The organism is Pseudoalteromonas sp. XMcav2-N, assembly GCF_024124545.1.
Classification (GTDB): domain Bacteria; phylum Pseudomonadota; class Gammaproteobacteria; order Enterobacterales; family Alteromonadaceae; genus Pseudoalteromonas.
In genome coordinates, this window is record NZ_JAMXSF010000001.1 from 352,939 (window position 1) to 370,338 (window position 17,400).

Annotated in this window: 20 protein-coding genes; 14 read left to right on the forward strand and 6 right to left on the reverse strand. The window is 46.9% G+C overall.

What is annotated here, in order from left to right; translation table 11 throughout:
* Positions 1–231: 231 nt before the first annotated feature.
* From rpoE to pdxJ, 10 genes are read left to right on the forward strand one after another with little or no spacing between them, the layout of a single operon-like run.
* Positions 232–813, forward strand: a complete 582-nt coding sequence (gene rpoE / locus NH568_RS01325) for an RNA polymerase sigma factor RpoE (protein WP_054014054.1) — start codon at positions 232–234, stop codon at positions 811–813.
* Entirely contained in the window at positions 814–1,413 is a 600-nt protein-coding gene (locus NH568_RS01330) for an anti sigma-E factor RseA C-terminal domain-containing protein (protein ID WP_253044078.1), read from the forward strand.
* Complete coding sequence (locus NH568_RS01335) at positions 1,414–2,367, forward strand: MucB/RseB C-terminal domain-containing protein (RefSeq protein ID WP_253044081.1); 954 nt, start codon at positions 1,414–1,416, stop codon at positions 2,365–2,367.
* Positions 2,364–2,822, forward strand: a complete 459-nt coding sequence (locus NH568_RS01340) for a SoxR reducing system RseC family protein (RefSeq protein WP_253044085.1) — start codon at positions 2,364–2,366, stop codon at positions 2,820–2,822. The genes NH568_RS01335 and NH568_RS01340 overlap by 4 nt, the downstream gene beginning before the upstream one ends.
* 58 nt (positions 2,823–2,880) lie before the next feature.
* Entirely contained in the window at positions 2,881–4,668 is a 1,788-nt protein-coding gene (gene lepA / locus NH568_RS01345; RefSeq protein ID WP_138544393.1) for a translation elongation factor 4, read from the forward strand.
* Between the two features lie 11 nt (positions 4,669–4,679).
* Positions 4,680–5,615: a signal peptidase I gene (gene lepB, locus NH568_RS01350; RefSeq protein ID WP_253044087.1), complete on the forward strand. Its 936-nt coding sequence runs from the start codon at positions 4,680–4,682 to the stop codon at positions 5,613–5,615.
* Between the two features lies 1 nt (position 5,616).
* Positions 5,617–6,294: a ribonuclease III gene (rnc, locus tag NH568_RS01355; RefSeq protein WP_253044090.1), complete on the forward strand. Its 678-nt coding sequence runs from the start codon at positions 5,617–5,619 to the stop codon at positions 6,292–6,294.
* Positions 6,284–7,186, forward strand: a complete 903-nt coding sequence (gene era, locus NH568_RS01360; RefSeq protein WP_054014049.1) for a GTPase Era — start codon at positions 6,284–6,286, stop codon at positions 7,184–7,186. Before rnc ends, era begins: the two co-directional genes overlap by 11 nt.
* On the forward strand, positions 7,187–7,894 hold the full coding sequence (gene recO / locus NH568_RS01365; RefSeq protein WP_253044093.1) for a DNA repair protein RecO: 708 nt from the start codon (positions 7,187–7,189) through the stop codon (positions 7,892–7,894). It begins immediately after the preceding gene.
* A gap of 5 nt (positions 7,895–7,899) precedes the next feature.
* The gene (gene pdxJ, locus NH568_RS01370) at positions 7,900–8,631 is read left to right on the forward strand and encodes a pyridoxine 5'-phosphate synthase (protein ID WP_253044095.1); all 732 of its coding nucleotides are present in this window, start codon (positions 7,900–7,902) and stop codon (positions 8,629–8,631) included.
* A gap of 52 nt (positions 8,632–8,683) precedes the next feature.
* Here pdxJ and bcp read toward each other — a convergent pair whose 3' ends face one another.
* Positions 8,684–9,154, reverse strand: a complete 471-nt coding sequence (gene bcp, locus NH568_RS01375) for a thioredoxin-dependent thiol peroxidase (RefSeq protein WP_253044097.1) — start codon at positions 9,152–9,154, stop codon at positions 8,684–8,686.
* Between the two features lie 10 nt (positions 9,155–9,164).
* The gene (locus tag NH568_RS01380; RefSeq protein WP_253044098.1) at positions 9,165–9,698 is read right to left on the reverse strand and encodes an ACT domain-containing protein; all 534 of its coding nucleotides are present in this window, start codon (positions 9,696–9,698) and stop codon (positions 9,165–9,167) included.
* A gap of 336 nt (positions 9,699–10,034) precedes the next feature.
* Here NH568_RS01380 and bamC point away from each other — a divergent pair, with 336 nt between their 5' ends.
* Together bamC and NH568_RS01390 are read left to right on the forward strand one after the other, a co-directional pair.
* Entirely contained in the window at positions 10,035–11,102 is a 1,068-nt protein-coding gene (gene bamC, locus NH568_RS01385; protein ID WP_253044099.1) for an outer membrane protein assembly factor BamC, read from the forward strand.
* Between the two features lie 98 nt (positions 11,103–11,200).
* On the forward strand, positions 11,201–12,571 hold the full coding sequence (locus NH568_RS01390; protein ID WP_253044505.1) for a YjiH family protein: 1,371 nt from the start codon (positions 11,201–11,203) through the stop codon (positions 12,569–12,571).
* Positions 12,572–12,601: 30 nt separating this feature from the next.
* On the opposite strand, the gene NH568_RS01395 is transcribed toward NH568_RS01390, so the two are convergent.
* Complete coding sequence (locus NH568_RS01395) at positions 12,602–12,778, reverse strand: DUF2897 family protein (RefSeq protein WP_253044100.1); 177 nt, start codon at positions 12,776–12,778, stop codon at positions 12,602–12,604.
* 374 nt (positions 12,779–13,152) lie between these two features.
* Between NH568_RS01395 and NH568_RS01400 the strand changes: the two genes are divergently transcribed.
* A complete protein-coding gene (locus NH568_RS01400; RefSeq protein WP_253044102.1) occupies positions 13,153–14,514 on the forward strand; it encodes an ankyrin repeat domain-containing protein in 1,362 nt (453 codons plus the stop codon).
* Between the two features lie 51 nt (positions 14,515–14,565).
* On the opposite strand, the gene bamE is transcribed toward NH568_RS01400, so the two are convergent.
* Entirely contained in the window at positions 14,566–14,871 is a 306-nt protein-coding gene (gene bamE, locus NH568_RS01405; protein ID WP_253044506.1) for an outer membrane protein assembly factor BamE, read from the reverse strand.
* A 184-nt stretch (positions 14,872–15,055) separates the two neighbouring features.
* Between bamE and NH568_RS01410 the strand changes: the two genes are divergently transcribed.
* Complete coding sequence (locus tag NH568_RS01410) at positions 15,056–15,364, forward strand: GIY-YIG nuclease family protein (protein WP_253044105.1); 309 nt, start codon at positions 15,056–15,058, stop codon at positions 15,362–15,364.
* Here the strand turns inward: NH568_RS01410 and NH568_RS01415 are convergent.
* Together NH568_RS01415 and NH568_RS01420 are read right to left on the reverse strand one after the other, a co-directional pair.
* Positions 15,304–16,194 (reverse strand): M20/M25/M40 family metallo-hydrolase, encoded by an 891-nt coding sequence (locus NH568_RS01415; RefSeq protein WP_253044108.1) that lies wholly within the window; start codon positions 16,192–16,194, stop codon positions 15,304–15,306. The two genes, NH568_RS01410 and NH568_RS01415, sit on opposite strands and share 61 nt — an antisense overlap.
* On the reverse strand, positions 16,175–17,380 hold the full coding sequence (locus NH568_RS01420; RefSeq protein WP_253044112.1) for a tetratricopeptide repeat protein: 1,206 nt from the start codon (positions 17,378–17,380) through the stop codon (positions 16,175–16,177). The genes NH568_RS01415 and NH568_RS01420 overlap by 20 nt, the downstream gene beginning before the upstream one ends.
* Positions 17,381–17,400 lie beyond the last annotated feature (20 nt).

A 17,400-nucleotide genomic window follows, 5' to 3' on the forward strand; every position in this document is an offset into this window, starting at 1 on the left:
TTTATTCTGCGTGTTCTGATAAGTCTGCTATGCTTAGCGCAGGGTTGCAGGTACTTGGAATATTCCACACTGAATACGTTTATGACGTGTCAATACGGGGTATTTTAAAAAAAATATCAAAAAAACAGAACTTTTTATTCAGCACTTAGTCAGAGTAGCTGTAAAAGATGGCAACAATGCGCGACAATGTGTGTGAAAAACAAGTAATAACAAAGAGGAGTACCGGCTCGAATGAGCGAGCAGGATTTAGATTTAGAAATAGTTCGGCGTGTTCAGCAAGGAGATAAAAATGCGTTCAATTTGTTGGTTGCCAAATATCAGAACAAAGTAGCCGCATTAATCTCGCGATATGTGTCTAATTCAGGTGATGTAGCTGACGTAGCGCAAGAAGCGTTTATTAAGGCATATCGAGCTTTACCCAATTTTCGGGGAGACAGCGCATTTTATACCTGGCTGTATCGGATTGCGGTTAACTGCTCAAAGAACTATTTAGTAGCCCAGGGGCGTAAGCCACCGGCAAATGATGTTGATGCTGAAGAGGCCGAATTTTACGACGGAGCTGACCAGCTCAGGTCCAACGCTTCTCCGGAGAGCTTATTGCTAAGCGATGAGATTAAGGCGGTGATTTTCAGAACCATCGAGTCTTTACCCGATGATCTTAAAACCGCGATCACATTGCGAGAGATCGAGGGCATGAGCTATGAAGAAATTGCTGTTGTGATGGATTGTCCGGTAGGAACAGTCAGATCTCGGATTTTCAGGGCACGAGAAGCCATTGACAATAATATTAACCCACTCATAGGTAATAAGTAGATGACGCAATCAAACTTTAATGTCAAAGACGGGCAAGTGACATCCAGTATACTTGATGCCGAACAGGCACTGGATAATGCCAGTCAGGCGCAGTTCGATGCAGAAAAGTTTGCCCGTTATGCTCTGATTGGCGACGCGATGCGTAGCCAGCAAAATCAGGCGCCTTGTATTGATATCACTGCCAGCCTGGCTGATGCACTTGCTGATGAGCCGACCTATGGCGAAAAGACCTCAGGACAGGAATTCCGGCAGGAGAATGCTGAGAATAAGGTAGTTGCGCTGTCCAGTTGGCGTAAACCTCTGGCTCAGGTGGCAATTGCCGCCAGTGTATCTCTGGTTGCTGTACTGGGCGTAAGTAATTATAGCCCTCAGGAACAAGCAAATAGTGATTTTCCTGTGTTACAATCAACGCCATTAACAGGTTCAGTTTCGCCAGTTAGCTTGTCGTCAGAGCCAGCTTTGGAAAGTGCAGAAAAAGGCCTGAGAGAACTGCAACAGCAACGTATTGGTGCGTTGGTACTTGAGCATCAGCGACAGTCCAGAATGGCGCATGCTCTGGCCCAACAAGCACAGGAAGAAAAAGAGGAACAAAAGAAGTAGATGAAGTGGCTTGCGTTACTACTTGGAGTGGGCTTGAGTGCCCAAGTTGTTGCCAGCGATATTATTAATGCAAAGCAGCTGCTAACGGATATGTCGTCTGCCATACAGGAGCGTAACTTTGACGCATCATTTGTGGTAGTGAAAGGCAAGGGTATGGAACCTTACCGCTGGCTCCATGGTAAAGTCGACAACAGCGAACTCGAAATACTGAGCCGCCAGAATGGCGCTGGCCTTGAGGTGGTGCGTGTTGATAACAAGGTCACCTACTTTGAACCTCAAACGCAACCCTATTCTATCGAGACAGATGCGATTGCCGGGCCGATTCCGGAAATTCTGTTCGGCGAAGTGGGTACGCTCGCCAGTAGCTATGATTTTGTCCTGGGTGGCAAAGAGCGTATTGCTGACAGGGCGGCACAGTTGGTGCGCCTGGTCTCTAAGGATGAGCACAAATACAACTATTGGTTGTGGATTGATATTCAATCTGCATTGCTGTTAAAAGCTGCCTACGTAACTCAACAGGGCGAAGTGCTTGAACAGCTTCAGCTGACACACATTAGCGTTACTGAGCAACCTGCTCAGCCGCTTGTCGAGCTTAGCAGTAAAGATTTTCCGATGCCGCTGGCTTCTCTGGCTCAAAATGACACCGCACAAAAACTGCAAAACAATTGGCGAATTGGCTGGTTGCCTGACGGCTTCAAGCTACTGAAGTCAGACCGGCATAAGCTTGATTTGAATAATGAACTGGCAGACTACTTTTTGTTTTCTGATGGCCTGGTAGAGTTTTCGGTATTTGTCCAAAGGCCTCTGTCTGGTCAAAGAGCCAGCGGTGCTCTAAGTTCGGGTGCTACGACAGTGTATGTACATAATTCAGGTGCATTTGATGTGTCGGTGGTTGGCAAGATCCCAACGATGACAGCAAAGGCCATCGCAGAGTCGGTAACCCGACCGTTATGATAGAACAAACACTCACCGTTTCCCGTGTTGAGCACGGCACAGTCTGGCTGGTTGCCGAGGAAAAACCAGCCTGTGCTGGCTGCAATGGCAAATGCGGCTCGCAAATTTTTAGTAAACTATTTGGCAGTAACAAAAAGGCGTTACCGATAGAGTGCAAAGAATCAGTTCAGGTAGGCCAGAAAATGACCCTGGCACTGGATGACAGCAAAGTGGTCGAGAACGCACTTTGGGTTTACCTGTTACCTCTGGTAATGGCGTTTATCGCCACGTTTACCTCACACCTTATATTGGGCGCGTCAGAGCCCTGGCAGATCCTGTCCGCAGTGATTGGTGGTTTGGTTGGCTTTAAATTTGCCAAACAACGCACGAAAGCACTGCGTCATGACATTAAAGTGATAAAAATTTATCCAATTAGCCTTCCCCTAACGCAAATAGATGGTGATTGCGCCAAATAAATTGTAAAATCGGCGTTTAATCTCTATTTGTGAAAAACAGAAGTTTAGAATCCAGTATATGAAGCACATCCGTAACTTTTCAATTATTGCCCACATCGACCACGGGAAATCGACCCTTTCGGACCGCTTAATCCAGGTATGCGGCGGCTTAACAGATCGCGAGATGCAGCAGCAGGTGCTGGATTCGATGGACCTTGAGCGAGAGCGTGGGATCACCATCAAAGCGCAGAGCGTGACACTGAACTATAAGGCTAATGATGGCGAAACGTATCAATTGAACTTTATCGATACGCCGGGACACGTAGACTTCAGCTACGAAGTATCTCGCTCACTGGCTGCCTGTGAAGGTGCCTTGTTGGTCGTTGACGCAGGCCAGGGGGTAGAAGCTCAGACGTTGGCAAACTGTTATACCGCCATCGAAATGGACCTGGAAGTTCTCCCGGTGTTGAACAAAATCGATTTGCCACAAGCGGATCCTCTGCGCGTTGCTGAAGAGATTGAAGAAATCGTCGGCATTGAAGCGCTTGAAGCGGTGCAATGTAGTGCTAAAACCGGTATCGGTATCGATGAGGTACTGGAAATGATCGTGCGTGACGTGCCGCCGCCTGAGGGTGAGCCAGAGCAACCACTGCAGGCGCTGATCATTGATTCCTGGTTTGATTCTTATCAGGGCGTTGTCTCATTGGTACGTATCAAGCATGGTGAGTTACGCCGTGGCGACAAGATTAAGATTATGTCGACTGATCAGACACACATTGCTGATAAAGTCGGTATTTTCACGCCAAAACAAACAGAAACCGGTGTACTGAAAACCGGTGAAGTAGGCTTCGTTATTGCGGGTATCAAGGATATTCATGGTGCCCCGGTGGGTGACACTATCACCCTGACCAAAGAGCCAGCGAAAGAGCGTCTGCCTGGCTTTAAGCGTGTTAAACCACAGGTTTATGCGGGTATGTTCCCAATCTCCTCTGACGATTATGAGAACTTCCGTGATGCACTGAACAAGCTGAGCCTCAATGATGCGTCCTTGTTCTTCGAGCCGGAGAACTCAACCGCACTGGGCTTTGGTTTCCGTTGTGGCTTCCTGGGCATGCTCCACATGGAGATTATTCAGGAACGTCTGGAACGTGAATATGATATGGATCTGATCACAACGGCCCCGACGGTTGTCTACGAAGTAGAAACCAAGGACGGCGTGATCCAAATTGATAATCCGTCAGATCTGCCACCGGTGAACGACATCATTGAGATCCGCGAGCCGATTGTAGAGGCGAATATTCTTGTGCCACAAGAATATCTGGGCAATGTCATTACTCTGTGTGTTGAAAAGCGCGGCGTACAGACCAAGATGAGCTACCACGGTAAGCAAGTTGCGGTGACGTATGAATTGCCAATGGCAGAAGTGGTAATGGACTTCTTTGATAAGCTTAAGTCGACCAGCCGGGGATTTGCTTCTCTGGACTACAACTTTAAGCGTTTCCAGACCTCCGACATGGTACGTGTGGACATTCTGATCAATGGCGATCGGGTTGATGCTCTGGCGATTATTGCACACCGTGAGAACTCGCAAGGGCGCGGACGTCAGTTGGCAGACGCATTGCGTGAGCTTATTCCACGCCAAATGTTTGATATTGCGATTCAGGCGGCGATAGGTAACCACGTGATTGCGCGTACAACCGTGAAACAGTTACGTAAAAACGTCATCGCGAAGTGTTATGGTGGTGACGTCAGTCGTAAGAAAAAACTACTGCAAAAGCAAAAAGAAGGTAAGAAACGTATGAAGCAGCTGGGTAACGTTGAAGTGCCACAAGATGCTTTCCTTGCGATTCTTAAAGTAGGTAAGTAACAGGAATTATTATGGCAGGTTATTTTTCAGTATTTTTGGTGTTGTTGACGCTTGGTTCAGGCCTGATCTGGCTAATCGATCACTTGCTGTATGCGCCTAAGCGCAAAGAGCGTATCGCTCTGGCACAAGGCGCATCTGAGCAGCCGCTTGATCAGGAAGTCATTGAGCAGATAGCACCCGTGCCTGCCATCACTGAAAGCGCAAAATCTATCTTTCCGATGATTGCTGCAATTACAGTGTTCCGTTCATTTATTTTTGAACCCTTCCAGATCCCGTCTGGTTCAATGATGCCAACCCTGCTGGACGGTGACTTTATATTAGTACAGAAATACGCGTACGGTATTAAAGACCCGGTTTGGCGCAGTCAGCTGGTAGAAGTGAATGATCCTCAGCGCGGTGATATCGCGGTCTTTAAGTTTCCGCTGGATGAGCGCATCGACTTCATCAAGCGCATTGTCGGCTTACCAGGAGACCGTATCGTTTACCGTGACCGCCAGCTTTATATCAAGCCGCACTGTGATGATGGCGAACAGCAACGTGATGGTCTGGCATGCGGGGAATTCAACAAAATTAATTTAGATATCGTGAATCGCGATGAGTTCAAACATGGCGCAATGCAAATGGTGCGTCTGACAGAGAGCCTGCCGGGTGTGACTCACGATGTACTTGTGACGCCTCAATTACCCGAATTGACCGAGCGCTATTATCAACAGCCAGGCACTCGACGTGACGAATGGGTTGTACCAGAGGGCAGCTACTTCGCCATGGGTGACAACCGTAACAACAGTCAGGACAGCCGTATGTGGGGCTTTGTACCAAAAGAAAACCTGGTTGGTAAAGCCGTATTTATTTGGATGAGTTTCGATTTTGAAAATGGCCCGAACAGCATTTTGCCTGGTTGGGTTCCAACAGGAGTTCGTTTTGAACGCCTAGGTAATATTCAGTAGCATGAAAAAAAACGTCACAGAATTATATAAAAAGATTGGTTACGAGTTTTCGGATCAAAGCCTGCTTGAGCAGGCAATGACTCATCGTAGCCACAAAGGGCAGCACAACGAACGTCTGGAGTTTTTAGGCGACTCGATACTAAGCTTTGTCATTGCCAATGCCTTGTATAAGCAGTTCCCTAAAGCGCGCGAAGGTGATCTTAGCCGCATGCGTTCTACGCTGGTACGAGGTCAGACTCTGGCAGAGTTCGGTGTTGAGTTTGGCTTAGGCGATTATCTCAGACTAGGTCCGGGTGAATTGAAAAGCGGCGGTTATCGTCGTGAGTCAACTCTGGCAGACGCGGTCGAAGCGATTATTGGCGCGGTGTTTTTAGATTCAGACATCGAGACCTGTAAGACGCTGGTATTAAAATGGTACGACATGCGTTTGGCTGCGATTTCTCCTGGTCACAACCAAAAAGACCCAAAAACCCTGTTGCAAGAGTACTTGCAGGCACGCAAGTTGCCCTTACCCGGTTATACTGTAATAGATACCAAGGGACAGGCACACAATCAGACCTTTACGGTTGAGTGTATTGTGGAAGGGATGGAAAGTATTATCTCAGTAGGCAGCTCTCGTCGTAAGGCCGAGCAAAAAGCCGCTGAAAAAGCACTAAAGATTTTAAAGAATGACTCCTAATACCCATTGTGGCATGGTCGCGATTGTCGGGCGACCAAACGTTGGTAAATCCACGTTACTGAATAAGCTGGTTGAACAAAAGGTCAGCATCACTTCACGTAAACCACAAACTACCCGGCACCGTATCATGGGTATCCACACTGAGGATAACTATCAGGCGGTCTACGTCGATACACCAGGACTCCACAGTGAGGAAAAGCGTGCCATTAACCGATTGATGAACCGTGCAGCGTCCAGCTCCATTGGTGACGTTGAATTGGTGATTTTCGTTGTTGAGGGCACTTTGTGGACCAAAGATGATGAAATGGTGCTGAACAAGGTTAAGGACAGTGGCCGTCCGGTTTTGGTTGTGATCAATAAAAGTGATCAGGTCAAAGACAAAAGTGAAGCACTGATGCCACACCTTCAATGGTTGTCCGAGCAGGGCCAGTTTGTCGGGATCATTCCAATTTCGGCGAAGCAAAACCGCAATGTCGATATGGTCAAAGCAGAAGTACATAAACATCTGCCAGCATGCGAGTTTTTCTTTCCTGATGATTATGTTACAGACCGCTCAATGCGCTTTTTGGCCGCTGAGATTGTCCGCGAGAAACTGATGCGTTTTATGGGCGACGAGTTGCCATATTCCGTGACCGTTGAAATTGAGCAATTTAAGTGGCTCGACAACGGGGTGTGGCAGATCAATGCATTGATCCTGGTTGAGCGTGAATCGCAAAAGCGTATGGTGATCGGTAATAAGGGTGAGAAGCTTAAGGTGATCGGTCGCGAAGCACGTCGTGATTTGGAAGAGATGCTGGACAACAAAGTATTTCTGGAATGCTGGGTAAAAGTGAAGTCTGGCTGGGCAGATGATGAGAGGGCGCTGCGTAGTCTTGGCTACGGGGAAGACTAATTGAACAACGACTTTCGACAAGCCTATTTGTTGCATCGCCGACCACATAGTGATTCTCAGGTGATGCTTAATATGCTTGTCGAGGGAGTGGGCCAGCTGATGATGCTGGCCCGTATAAAAGGGCGTCAGGCACTCAGGCACAACGCAAACCTTCAACCTTTCAGCCTGCTCTTAGTCCGTTATAGCGGTCGTCATGATCTAAAGTACCTCAACGATATTGAACTGCACACTCAGCCTTTAGCAATGAAAGGGCAAGTCTTGTATTGTGGCTTTTACCTTAACGAGCTAAGTACTCGGGTAATCCCGGTTAATGAGCCGCTTGAAGAGATATTTTCACTGTATCATCACCATCTGCAGCAGTTACACAAGCAGACTGAAAATGCACGCAGGAGCGCGTTTGAGCTCACGTTACGCAGTTTTGAGTTCCAATTGCTGGAGCAGTTGGGGTTTGGTGTTGAGTTTGACTGTGATGCCGATGGTGAGGCGATTGTCGAGGGGGCTTACTACCAATATACTCGGGAATTGGGGTTTGTCAGAACAGATGATCCGCATATTGGCTTTTCAGGCCGAGTGCTTCACCACATTGCCCAGCGCGATTTTACTGACGATCAGGTACGGCGTCAGGCGAAGGGTCTTAGCAGATATTTATTCAGGCCATTACTTGGCCATAAACCGCTGAAAAGCAGAGAGCTATTTCAATCAAGGTAATAACAATGAAAGAGATATTATTGGGCGTAAACGTCGATCATATTGCCACATTGCGCCAAGCGAGAGGCACCAGTTATCCGGATCCTGCACATGCTGCGGCTGTTGCTGAACATGCCGGGGCAGATGGTATTACCATCCACTTGCGTGAGGATCGTCGTCATATTCAGGACCGCGATGTGTATGTGATGGCAAAAACCGTTCAGACCCGTATGAACCTGGAAATTGCCGTGACAGACGAGATGCTGGATATAGCCTGTGAAGTAAAGCCTGCATACGTTTGCCTGGTCCCTGAAAAACGCGAAGAGCTGACCACAGAAGGTGGCCTTGACGTCGTTGCGAATAAAGAAAAGGTCACTCAAGCTGTGACTCGGCTGGCAAATGCAGGTATTAAAGTATCTCTGTTTATCGATGCAGATCCCCAGCAAATCGATGCTGCTAAAGACACTGGCGCACCGTATATCGAGATCCACACTGGTGCCTACGCTGATGCAGAGTCAGACGCTGCGATGCATGCTGAACTGGAGCGGATCCGCACTGGTGTTAAATACGCGCATGGTCTGGGTATTGTGGTCAACGCAGGGCATGGTCTGCATTATCATAACGTAAAACCCATTGCCGAGATCCCGGAAATTTATGAGCTCAACATTGGCCATGCGATTATTGCCAGAGCAGCCATTGACGGGCTGGAAAAAGCGGTAAGAGACATGAAACGCTTAATGCTGGATGCGCGCAGCTAAGGTTTAGGCGCGAAGAATGTAAAAAAGGGGCTCAATACAGCCCCTTTTTTTGTTATTGTGTAGCCAGATAGTCAATCACGACCTGGTGATGTTCTTTGGTTTTAAACTTGTTGAAAACGTGTTTGACGGTGCCATCCTGACCTATCAGGAAGCTGATACGGTGGATCCCGTCATATTCTTTACCCATGAACTTTTTTAATCCCCACACACCAAATGCGTCAGCAATAGCGTGATCTTCATCGGATAGCAGATCAAAGTTCAGCTCTTTTTTGGTTTCGAAGTTTTTTAGCTTTTTGACCGGATCAGGACTGATACCCACAGCCACAGTATTGTACTGTGCCAATTGTTCTTTGTGATCTCTGAGTTGTTCTGCCTGTACCGTGCAACCTGGTGTCAGTGCCTTTGGATAGAAATAGACCAGCACTTGCTTGGATTCCAGCAATGCACTGAGTGAAATGCTTTCACCGTTTTGGTTTTCCAGGGTAAATTGCGGGGCTTGAGCGCCTGCTTGTAGCGTATTCATAGGATGCTCCTTAACGAATGCGTCGAAAAATATAATCCAGATTTAGTGAGTTTGAGAGATGCTCAAATTGTATTTTAAACGCGTCGGCATCTACTTCAATGGGAATATTGACTTCGATTTCACAGCGCATATGTAATGCTTCATTCTCTTCATAAGTATCTGACTTCAATGAACAAATACTGATGTTTTGGTCTGCAAAAAAGCGTGTAACTTTACTCAGGGTACCGGGCGCATCGAGGCCATTGTATTCGAGGGTGTATCCGGCGCTGAATTCATTCTGTTGATGGCTGGCTGTACGTTTCATCATGGTAAGCAAGCCCAATTCCATCCCTTTTGTAGGTAGGGTGTGCTCGACCCGGCTAATGGCTGCCATATCGCCGGATAGTAACATAATGAAGGTAAATTCATTCCCAAGAATCGCAATGCGGCTATCAATAATGTTGCAATTACACTCACTGACCAGCTTAGTTAGTTCGCTGACGATCCCAGATCGGTCTTCTCCGATTGCGGTCAAAACCAATTGTTGGTTGGTAAATGTGGTCATTCAAGAGCACCCTATACGCTGAGAATAATGGTAATGCCTGACGGCAAGTTTTGGATGTATAGCCGTAAATACTAACATAAGTTAGTTGGTTGGGATACTGGCAGAGGGTCGCTTTGCTACTTTGTGGTGAGCTGATATCGGAGTCAGGTGGCTCACGGCTTGTGTTTACTGGGCGAGGCAAGTAACATAGGGCAAATTTTGCAAGTTGTTTAGGCTCGCCGGGTGAATATAAAAAGTTGCTCCGGCAGTGAACCAAATCGGCAATCCTCACTCATATAAAGACGATATTCGTTTACCGTAAATAAATATAACAGGGCTTGCTAAGGAGTTTTATTCGTGCAGTATTGGGTTCCAAAAGCACTAACTTTAGGTGTTTTACTTGGTTTAACGGGATGTAGTGTATTTCCAAATGATGCACATCACAGCAAAAACTACCGCGTTAATGAGGCCATTAGCGCGCCTTCTGGGCTTGAGCAGCCATACCAGGATCCGGAATATAAGATGGTGGTTGCTGTTTATGACAACGATCCGGATGGGAAAAATAAATTATATCGGCCACCTCAGCAGGTCCTGACACTGGCTCAGGGCAGTTGGGCCGAAAATAAAGATAAAGTCGCTCGCGTCTATTTTGATAAAAATGACGGAATTGAAGACCTGTCAGCATTTATCTGGCAGTCGCTCGATGGAGTGATGGCAAACCACAATACTCAGGTTGCGAGGGATGCGCGTCAGGAAGGCACAGTGGAAACTGGCTGGTATTCGTTGATCAAGAAGGACGAAGGCTGGTTTTGGGAAGACATTGTTGAAGTATCGCGTCAGCGCTTTGAATTTAAAGTTGAACAAAAAGAGCACCAGCGTACGGCTTCTCTGAGCGCTAAATTACTTGATTACCAAAGTGATCAGACGCCTCTAAATGACTTGCTCAGGCAGCAGCTAGAAGTGCGTGCATTGAACGAAGTGATTGCGGAGTTTGATTATCGCTACAGATTATTGGCGGTCGAATTGCGCAAACAGCAGGGCCTGCTGTCTCTGGAAAGCGGGTTTGACAGTGACGGCAACGCAGCAATGCTGACACTGGTTGAAAAGAGTGCCGTAATGGATCGCTTGTCTAATTTCCTTGAACGTGTGAACTTTACCGTGATTCGGTTAGACAGAGATAATGATCAGGTGAAAATTCGCTATGAAGCGCCCGAACAAAGTGTCTGGGACTCTATTTGGGGTGAAGAAGCAACAATATTACCGATTGCCGACGGTGATTATGTCGTGAAAGTGTCGACAACCGATGATGGTCAGACGGCGCTAACTTGGCTGGATGGTGAGGAACAAGTGCTGGATGCACAGACTATGGAGCTGTTGTTGCAATCTCTGTTAGAGGTGTTACGCAGTCGAGGTCTGCAAATATAATATTTTAAATAAATCAAAATATTAAAATAAAAACAATGAGTTGAAGTAACATGAAAAAGAGCCTTACGCTCTTTTTCTTTTTAGTGGGTAATCATATGATGTCAGAATCTACGGGCTCAGCGTCGCCAAACTGGCGCACGCTATTTGCGTTTATCGTGCCTTCCCTGATCGGGGTGTTTTTATTTATGACACCTGTTGCAATCGGGGAAGCAATGACTATTCCGATCGCTGTTATGGCAAAGTCACTGCAAGGCTGGATAGCACCCTTTGCACAGGCTATGATAGTGGCCATAGTGTGTATCACCGGGCTGATGAGTGCATTTGTGGCGCTGGTTAAGCCCAGACAGCTGCTAAAAAACCATTTATTCAGACATTTGTTTGCAGTGAGTCCAATCTGGTTGGTTACCCGCCTTGCTGGTATGGCGTTTATTCTCATGACCTACTTTAAAGTAGGACCAGAAGCTATTCACTCTGCACATACGGGATCATTGGTGCTTAATGACCTATTACCTGTGCTGTTTTCAGTTTTTGTCTTAGCCGGTCTGCTGCTACCATTGCTACTGAACTTTGGCCTGCTGGAACTAGTGGGTACTTTACTGACTAAAGTGATGCGTCCCTTGTTTGGTGTGCCCGGTCGCAGTGCCGTAAACTGCGTGGCATCCTGGCTAGGGGATGGTAGCGTGGGTATTCTGATGACGTCTCGTCAATACGAAGACAAGCATTATACGCAAAGAGAAGCGGCTATTATAGGCACGACTTTCTCGGCGGTCTCTATTACCTTCTGTCTGGTCGTGATTGGTCAGGTTAAATTAGAGCACTTGTTTGCACCATTTTACTTAACCGTGTGTGCCGCGGGGATTGCGGCTGCGATTATTGTCCCGCGTTTACCACCTCTGCGATGGAAAAAAGACTGTTACGTTGATGGCAGTGATGCGAACCCTGGTGCCGAACTGGTGCCTGAAGGTAAAACGTTATTTGGCCATGCGTTGGATGTTGCCCTTGCAAAAGCGGAAAAGGCGCCGGGAGTAAAAGGTACGTTGAAAGAAGGCGTGCACAATGCGCTGGACATGGTGTTTGCAGTGTTACCTGTGGTCATGGCCGTCGGTACGTTCGCGCTCATCATTGCAGAGCATACGCCAGTATTCCAGATCCTGGGTAAGCCATTTGTGCCTTATCTCGAATTACTTCAGGTGCCTGAGGCGGCCAAAGCGGCTGAAACGATAGTGGTTGGGTTTGCGGATATGTTTATTCCTTCAATTTTGGCTGCAGGAAACATAGAAAGTGACGTGACACGCTTTATTGTTGCTGCATTGAGTGTGACTCAATTGATTTATATGTCTGAGGTGGGCGCGCTGTTGCTGGGCAGTAAAATACCGGTCAACCTGTTTGAGCTATTCTGTATCTTTATTTTGCGCACTTTGGTCACACTGCCTGTGATTGCATTGATGGCGCATTGGTTGGTAGGCTAATCTCTGAGGTAGGGCAGGTAAGTGCCGGCCCTACTTTTCTTTCTCTTCTTCACTCTCGGTCTTTGAGTCTGGCTTAGTTTGTTTATCGAGTTTGCCTTTCACATCAAAGCGGGTCATATATTTTAGCAGCATAATATTGCTAATGATGAACCCAAGTACCATCACAATAATCAGTATTACGTGCCAGGTGGGTAAGGTATTTTCCATCTTGACTTGCTCCCTATCACAGGGCCTTCATTGGACGTTCACTTCTATTGTATATCTTAATCATTCCTGACCTCAAGCCCAGAGCTGAGTATCTTAATCGACGCAGAAGAGTGAGGTGAGAGCAGCAACATCTACTCAATCGATAACGATAGATCAACGTAAGTAGCCGACAGGCTTGAATAGAGGACATCAGGGGGGCTATGGTGATTCGGATTGGTGCGCAGTGAGCATATTGACTTTGTCTTATTGCGATTTTGTTTTCATATTAGGTAAAGTGGTGTGATTCTTGAGATCAGCAGCAGCTTTTTCATGATGCAATTGGTATCATTCCGCTAACAGCACTGCGACAATATTAATGGCATTAAGTGCGCGATATGACAAATAAGGTGGTTAATTCTTTAATGGAGCATGTTTTAATTTGGCCGGCTCAATATCCTTTGCTACTCAAAGGGCTGGTTGAAAATAATGGGGCTTTTATTCTGGATGCGCTTGAGGCCTGGCCAGAGTGTGAAACCGTGACGGATCAGCAAGGCGTACGTTCGTCGGTCTTACCACCGCTGATGTATATTCTATGGCTTAAACCCCTGGAGCCGTTCGAATCTTGTCGCTACCAGCATATTGATGATTATGATCAAGCGCATCAGACATACTGCGATGAGTTATTACTTCATATCGCAGACGCCGGCGTCAGTCAGGATGAATTGATTGCCAAGTTACTAGGCGTTTTTGCTCAGTACGCTGATATTAAGGCACAGCTCACCTACCAAATGGAAACCTCCCCAGCCTCACTTTTGTTGGGCAAATCTTATACCCGTGCTCTGAGTGTCTTATTGCAGCACGGTTTACGATTAACGGCTGAGGAAGCGTGTGACTTATGGAAAATTGCAGATGAAAACATGCAGTTAGACCTGAGCCGCATGCTTGAAGACGTGTTACAGGATACCGTTGCAACTTTACAATTGGCGGTTGAGCGATTGCAGGCGGATGACAGCTATGTGGGACTGCTGAAGCACTTGTGTAGTGGTGAAGAGGTCGAGCGATTGTTAGACCAGGCTTTGCTGGCCCATCTAATGTCTAAAAATGCCAAGCAATCTATCGCCTTAAAGTTGATTGAGCAGGGCGCAACAGGTCAAAGCAAAGATCCAACAGGGAAATCTGCCATGATGTGGCTGGTCGAGCAGGGGTTTGTCAGTGCCGCTCAGGCGCTAACTGACTATCATTGTCATCAGTCTCTGGATGACCTGGGCCGGAATTTGATGCATTATGCGGTCATGTCAAACTCTGTGGCGATGCTTGAATTGGTCGAGTCTATGGATGTGGATCCCAGGCTGGCAGATGCCACTGGCATGACCCCATATCGCCTGGCTAATCAGGCACAGGCAGTCGCTGCAAAGAAGTTTTTGGAACAACGCGGGATCATTGAGCTGTCATTTGCAGCAAAATATGAAAAAGTAGCACGTGTTTACAGCCTGTATGCACTGGTCGCAATTCTGATGCCCGTGCAGTTAAACTTCTTTTTTAATGAGACGCACAGTAACAAACTGTCTGCAACGATTATGATCTCGAGTCTGACTTTATTGTTTTTTGCATTGGCACGCTGGCAAAAACGCAGTCCACTCTATCCTCAGGACTCTTCCCCATGGAGTTTAGTCGGGGTCAACGTACTCGCCTGGTTGAGCATGTCGCTCCAGATATTGTTTAGTGTCGTGGTATTAATTGCGGTGATGGGAAGTTAAAAGCAGAGCCAAGGCTCTGCTTTTTCAGGAGAGTGAAGCTAAGAGTTACGCTCACTCCGAGAGCGGTGTACTGAAATCTGCAGGTTTATCAAAGTCTCCAGAGATATCGCTCAGGTTATCATTTTTGAAATAAACGATTAACTCACGGCGTTGCTCTGAGTCTCGACCCAGGTTGAACACATAAGAGTAATGCCAGATTTCACTGTTAAACGCGTCTTTAGCCACCGGAGTGCCCAATACATATAAAACTTGCTCTTTTGTCATAGCGATTCTGAGCTTATCGACATCGGACTGCTCCAGGAAGTTACCCTGAGGGATGTTTATCCGGTATACCCAGCTGGAGCAAGCGGATAGCATGGTCGTCGCAAGAATAATACTAAGCCAAACAAAAAGGCGCTTTTTTAACTGCATGTATGTGTATCCTTATTTTTGGTTGTATGAATGATACAGAATGGATAAAGAAGGTAAAGTAGAATTATTGGTAAGTTTCGACCATTCGCAGTTAAAATAGTTCCATTCGATCTAAAGAGTAGTCACGGGCATGAGTAACGCACGGTCACCTTGGCACCTGTATGTAATTGAAAATAAATTTGGTCATTGGTATACCGGGATCACCAACGATGTCACAAAGCGCTTTTCAGCGCATGTTGCCGGTAAAGGCGCTAAAAGCTTACGAGGAAAGGGCCCGCTTAAACTAGTTTATACATTGGCTGTTGAAGACAAGCGTACAGCTGCCAGACTGGAATGGCAATTTAAGCGGTTATCTAAAGCTCGCAAAAGGGCTCTGGTTCAGGGGGCTGCCGACACTGATAATGCGGAAATAAAAGCGTTAATATGTGCCGAGACCTGAGCTAATTTAGGTATGTCCACTTTATCGAATTGATCCTTGTGCGTGTGATGAAAGGGATCTGTGCCAACCCCAAAGTAAGCAAAGGGGATACCGACCTTATGAAAAGCGTAATGGTCACTGGCTCTCAACCAGTCAACTCTTGGGGTATCGAGGCGATGTGACATACGTGCTGTTGAGGTAAATACCAGAGCGCGGATCTCTTGATTAAATGCTTGCGTAATGGTTTGGGTATAAGCCTTTGCTTGTTTTGAGGTCAGAACATACAGACGGTTTTTTCTATTCACTGCGAGCATGTCCAGGTTAACATTTAAAGCAACACGCTCGGGGCTAAGGGTTGCAGCAAAGAAGTGTGCCCCATACAAGCCTTTTTCTTCGGCATCGGTTGCGACAAAAAGAATATCTCTGTGTCGTGTTTGTGTTATTAACTGGCGTGCTATATCCAGCATGACGACAACCCCTGACGCATTATCATTGGCACCTGGATAATAACGCGTCCCCTTACTACCCAAATGGTCGTAATGAGCACTGATAACGATTGCAGGCTCACAGGACGGGGTATTGCATGGTAAGGTTGCGACAACATTGTGCCCGTATCCCAGTTTTCCGAAGCCTTGGCGAAAGCGGAATGACTGGTAATAGACGTCTACGCCGGTTTCAGCAAAACGTGAATGTATGTAACGTGCACTTTTGTTAATATCAGCATAGCCAGATTCCCGACCAGCGTGCGATTTACTGGTAAGCGTCTTAAGATCGATTTCAAGCTCGCTGGCAGCCTGCGCAACTGAAGTAACACAACTCAACCAGAGTAGGCTAATTCTTAGCAGTTGCACTCAACCACTCCAGTTTGTTCCGGTAGCGCTTCTTGTCATGAGTAAAACTTGCGTGATTCAGAGCGCGATTCAGATATGTTCTGCTCAGCTCCAGCTCCCCCTGAATATAATAAACCTTAGCTAATCCAAAGTAGCCTTCATGCAGGGAGTTAGACAGTTTATTTGCTGTGCGATAGTGTTTCAGCGCTTTGTCGTAGTCTTCATTTGCAAACGCCTCATCGCCAAGTGCTATCTGATAGTAAGGGTTGTCTTTACGCAGGGAATGGAGTTGAGCTCTGATATCCTTTGCCTGTTGTTGTCTGTCTGTAATCTCGTACAACAGCGCAAGATTACCCATAGCTGTCTTATTTTCGTCATTGATCAGCAATGCCTGCTTATAAAGCGCTTCAGCCTGAGTCATGTGATCATTGATCCGAAATAGCACTGCTAAATTTCCCCATGCTGCGGAATAGAGGGGATCGATGTCGATGGCCGCCCTGAAATAGCTAAATGCTAAGTCCATCTCCTTGTTGATCATATGCATCGCGCCTTTGTTGCTGTAAAACATTGCGGTGATACGATCTTTGCTGATTTTTGAAGTCGAAAACTTTTGAGCACGGCTGTTGGGGTCAAAATCTATAATTACGCTTGCAGGTCGTGTATACACGACTTCGCGGTTGTCACTGTTCTTCCTGGCACCAGAGTTATCCTGTGTAACCACCAAATTAACGTGGCCAGTCAGCAGACTATAACCTCTGGTTTGTGCCCAGTACTCAGGGATATGAACACGCTGGAACTGACCTTTGAAGCCCAGGTGCTCTGACAAGCTGTAGGCGAGAATAGAAAGCGACAGACAGTTTGCGTTCAGGTCGTAAAATGTTTCTGTTGCGCTGAGGTTCGCCCCGCGCATGTAAGACAAACTTGAGTCGCCATTTTCTACTAAAAACTGAAGTAACTGTTCAGCAACCTTAATATTGGAGCCATTGTGGCGAGCCAGGTAGCGGTCCAAAGTCGCCCGAATGTTTGCATCCAATGCAAAAATAGCGTGTTGTGATTCAACCTCTCGCTGAGTGAAAGGAGCGTTGTCGAGTAGTAGCATTTCGACTTCAGGCTGAACCCGGGTTGATTGACACCCACCGAGCAGCAAAGCAGAGACGGTCAGAATAGGGCAAAGATAACGTCGTGCGAAGTGAGTGTAACAGGTCATAGGGGCCATTCCTAAATTCT

What these genes read in the sequence shown, in the direction of transcription:
- bamE (WP_253044506.1), bottom strand. Translation starts at nt 14,871, where the DNA reads ATGCTATCCGCTTGCTCCAGCTGGGTATACCGGATAAACATCCCTCAG.
- rpoE (WP_054014054.1), top strand. Translation starts at nt 232, where the DNA reads ATGAGCGAGCAGGATTTAGATTTAGAAATAGTTCGGCGTGTTCAGCAA.
- NH568_RS01410 (WP_253044105.1), top strand. Translation starts at nt 15,056, where the DNA reads ATGAGTAACGCACGGTCACCTTGGCACCTGTATGTAATTGAAAATAAA.
- era (WP_054014049.1), top strand. Translation starts at nt 6,284, where the DNA reads ATGACTCCTAATACCCATTGTGGCATGGTCGCGATTGTCGGGCGACCA.
- rnc (WP_253044090.1), top strand. Translation starts at nt 5,617, where the DNA reads ATGAAAAAAAACGTCACAGAATTATATAAAAAGATTGGTTACGAGTTT.
- bcp (WP_253044097.1), bottom strand. Translation starts at nt 9,154, where the DNA reads ATGAATACGCTACAAGCAGGCGCTCAAGCCCCGCAATTTACCCTGGAA.
- NH568_RS01330 (WP_253044078.1), top strand. Translation starts at nt 814, where the DNA reads ATGACGCAATCAAACTTTAATGTCAAAGACGGGCAAGTGACATCCAGT.
- NH568_RS01335 (WP_253044081.1), top strand. Translation starts at nt 1,414, where the DNA reads ATGAAGTGGCTTGCGTTACTACTTGGAGTGGGCTTGAGTGCCCAAGTT.
- lepA (WP_138544393.1), top strand. Translation starts at nt 2,881, where the DNA reads ATGAAGCACATCCGTAACTTTTCAATTATTGCCCACATCGACCACGGG.
- NH568_RS01380 (WP_253044098.1), bottom strand. Translation starts at nt 9,698, where the DNA reads ATGACCACATTTACCAACCAACAATTGGTTTTGACCGCAATCGGAGAA.
- NH568_RS01400 (WP_253044102.1), top strand. Translation starts at nt 13,153, where the DNA reads ATGACAAATAAGGTGGTTAATTCTTTAATGGAGCATGTTTTAATTTGG.
- NH568_RS01390 (WP_253044505.1), top strand. Translation starts at nt 11,201, where the DNA reads ATGTCAGAATCTACGGGCTCAGCGTCGCCAAACTGGCGCACGCTATTT.
- pdxJ (WP_253044095.1), top strand. Translation starts at nt 7,900, where the DNA reads ATGAAAGAGATATTATTGGGCGTAAACGTCGATCATATTGCCACATTG.
- lepB (WP_253044087.1), top strand. Translation starts at nt 4,680, where the DNA reads ATGGCAGGTTATTTTTCAGTATTTTTGGTGTTGTTGACGCTTGGTTCA.
- NH568_RS01420 (WP_253044112.1), bottom strand. Translation starts at nt 17,380, where the DNA reads ATGACCTGTTACACTCACTTCGCACGACGTTATCTTTGCCCTATTCTG.
- NH568_RS01395 (WP_253044100.1), bottom strand. Translation starts at nt 12,778, where the DNA reads ATGGAAAATACCTTACCCACCTGGCACGTAATACTGATTATTGTGATG.
- NH568_RS01340 (WP_253044085.1), top strand. Translation starts at nt 2,364, where the DNA reads ATGATAGAACAAACACTCACCGTTTCCCGTGTTGAGCACGGCACAGTC.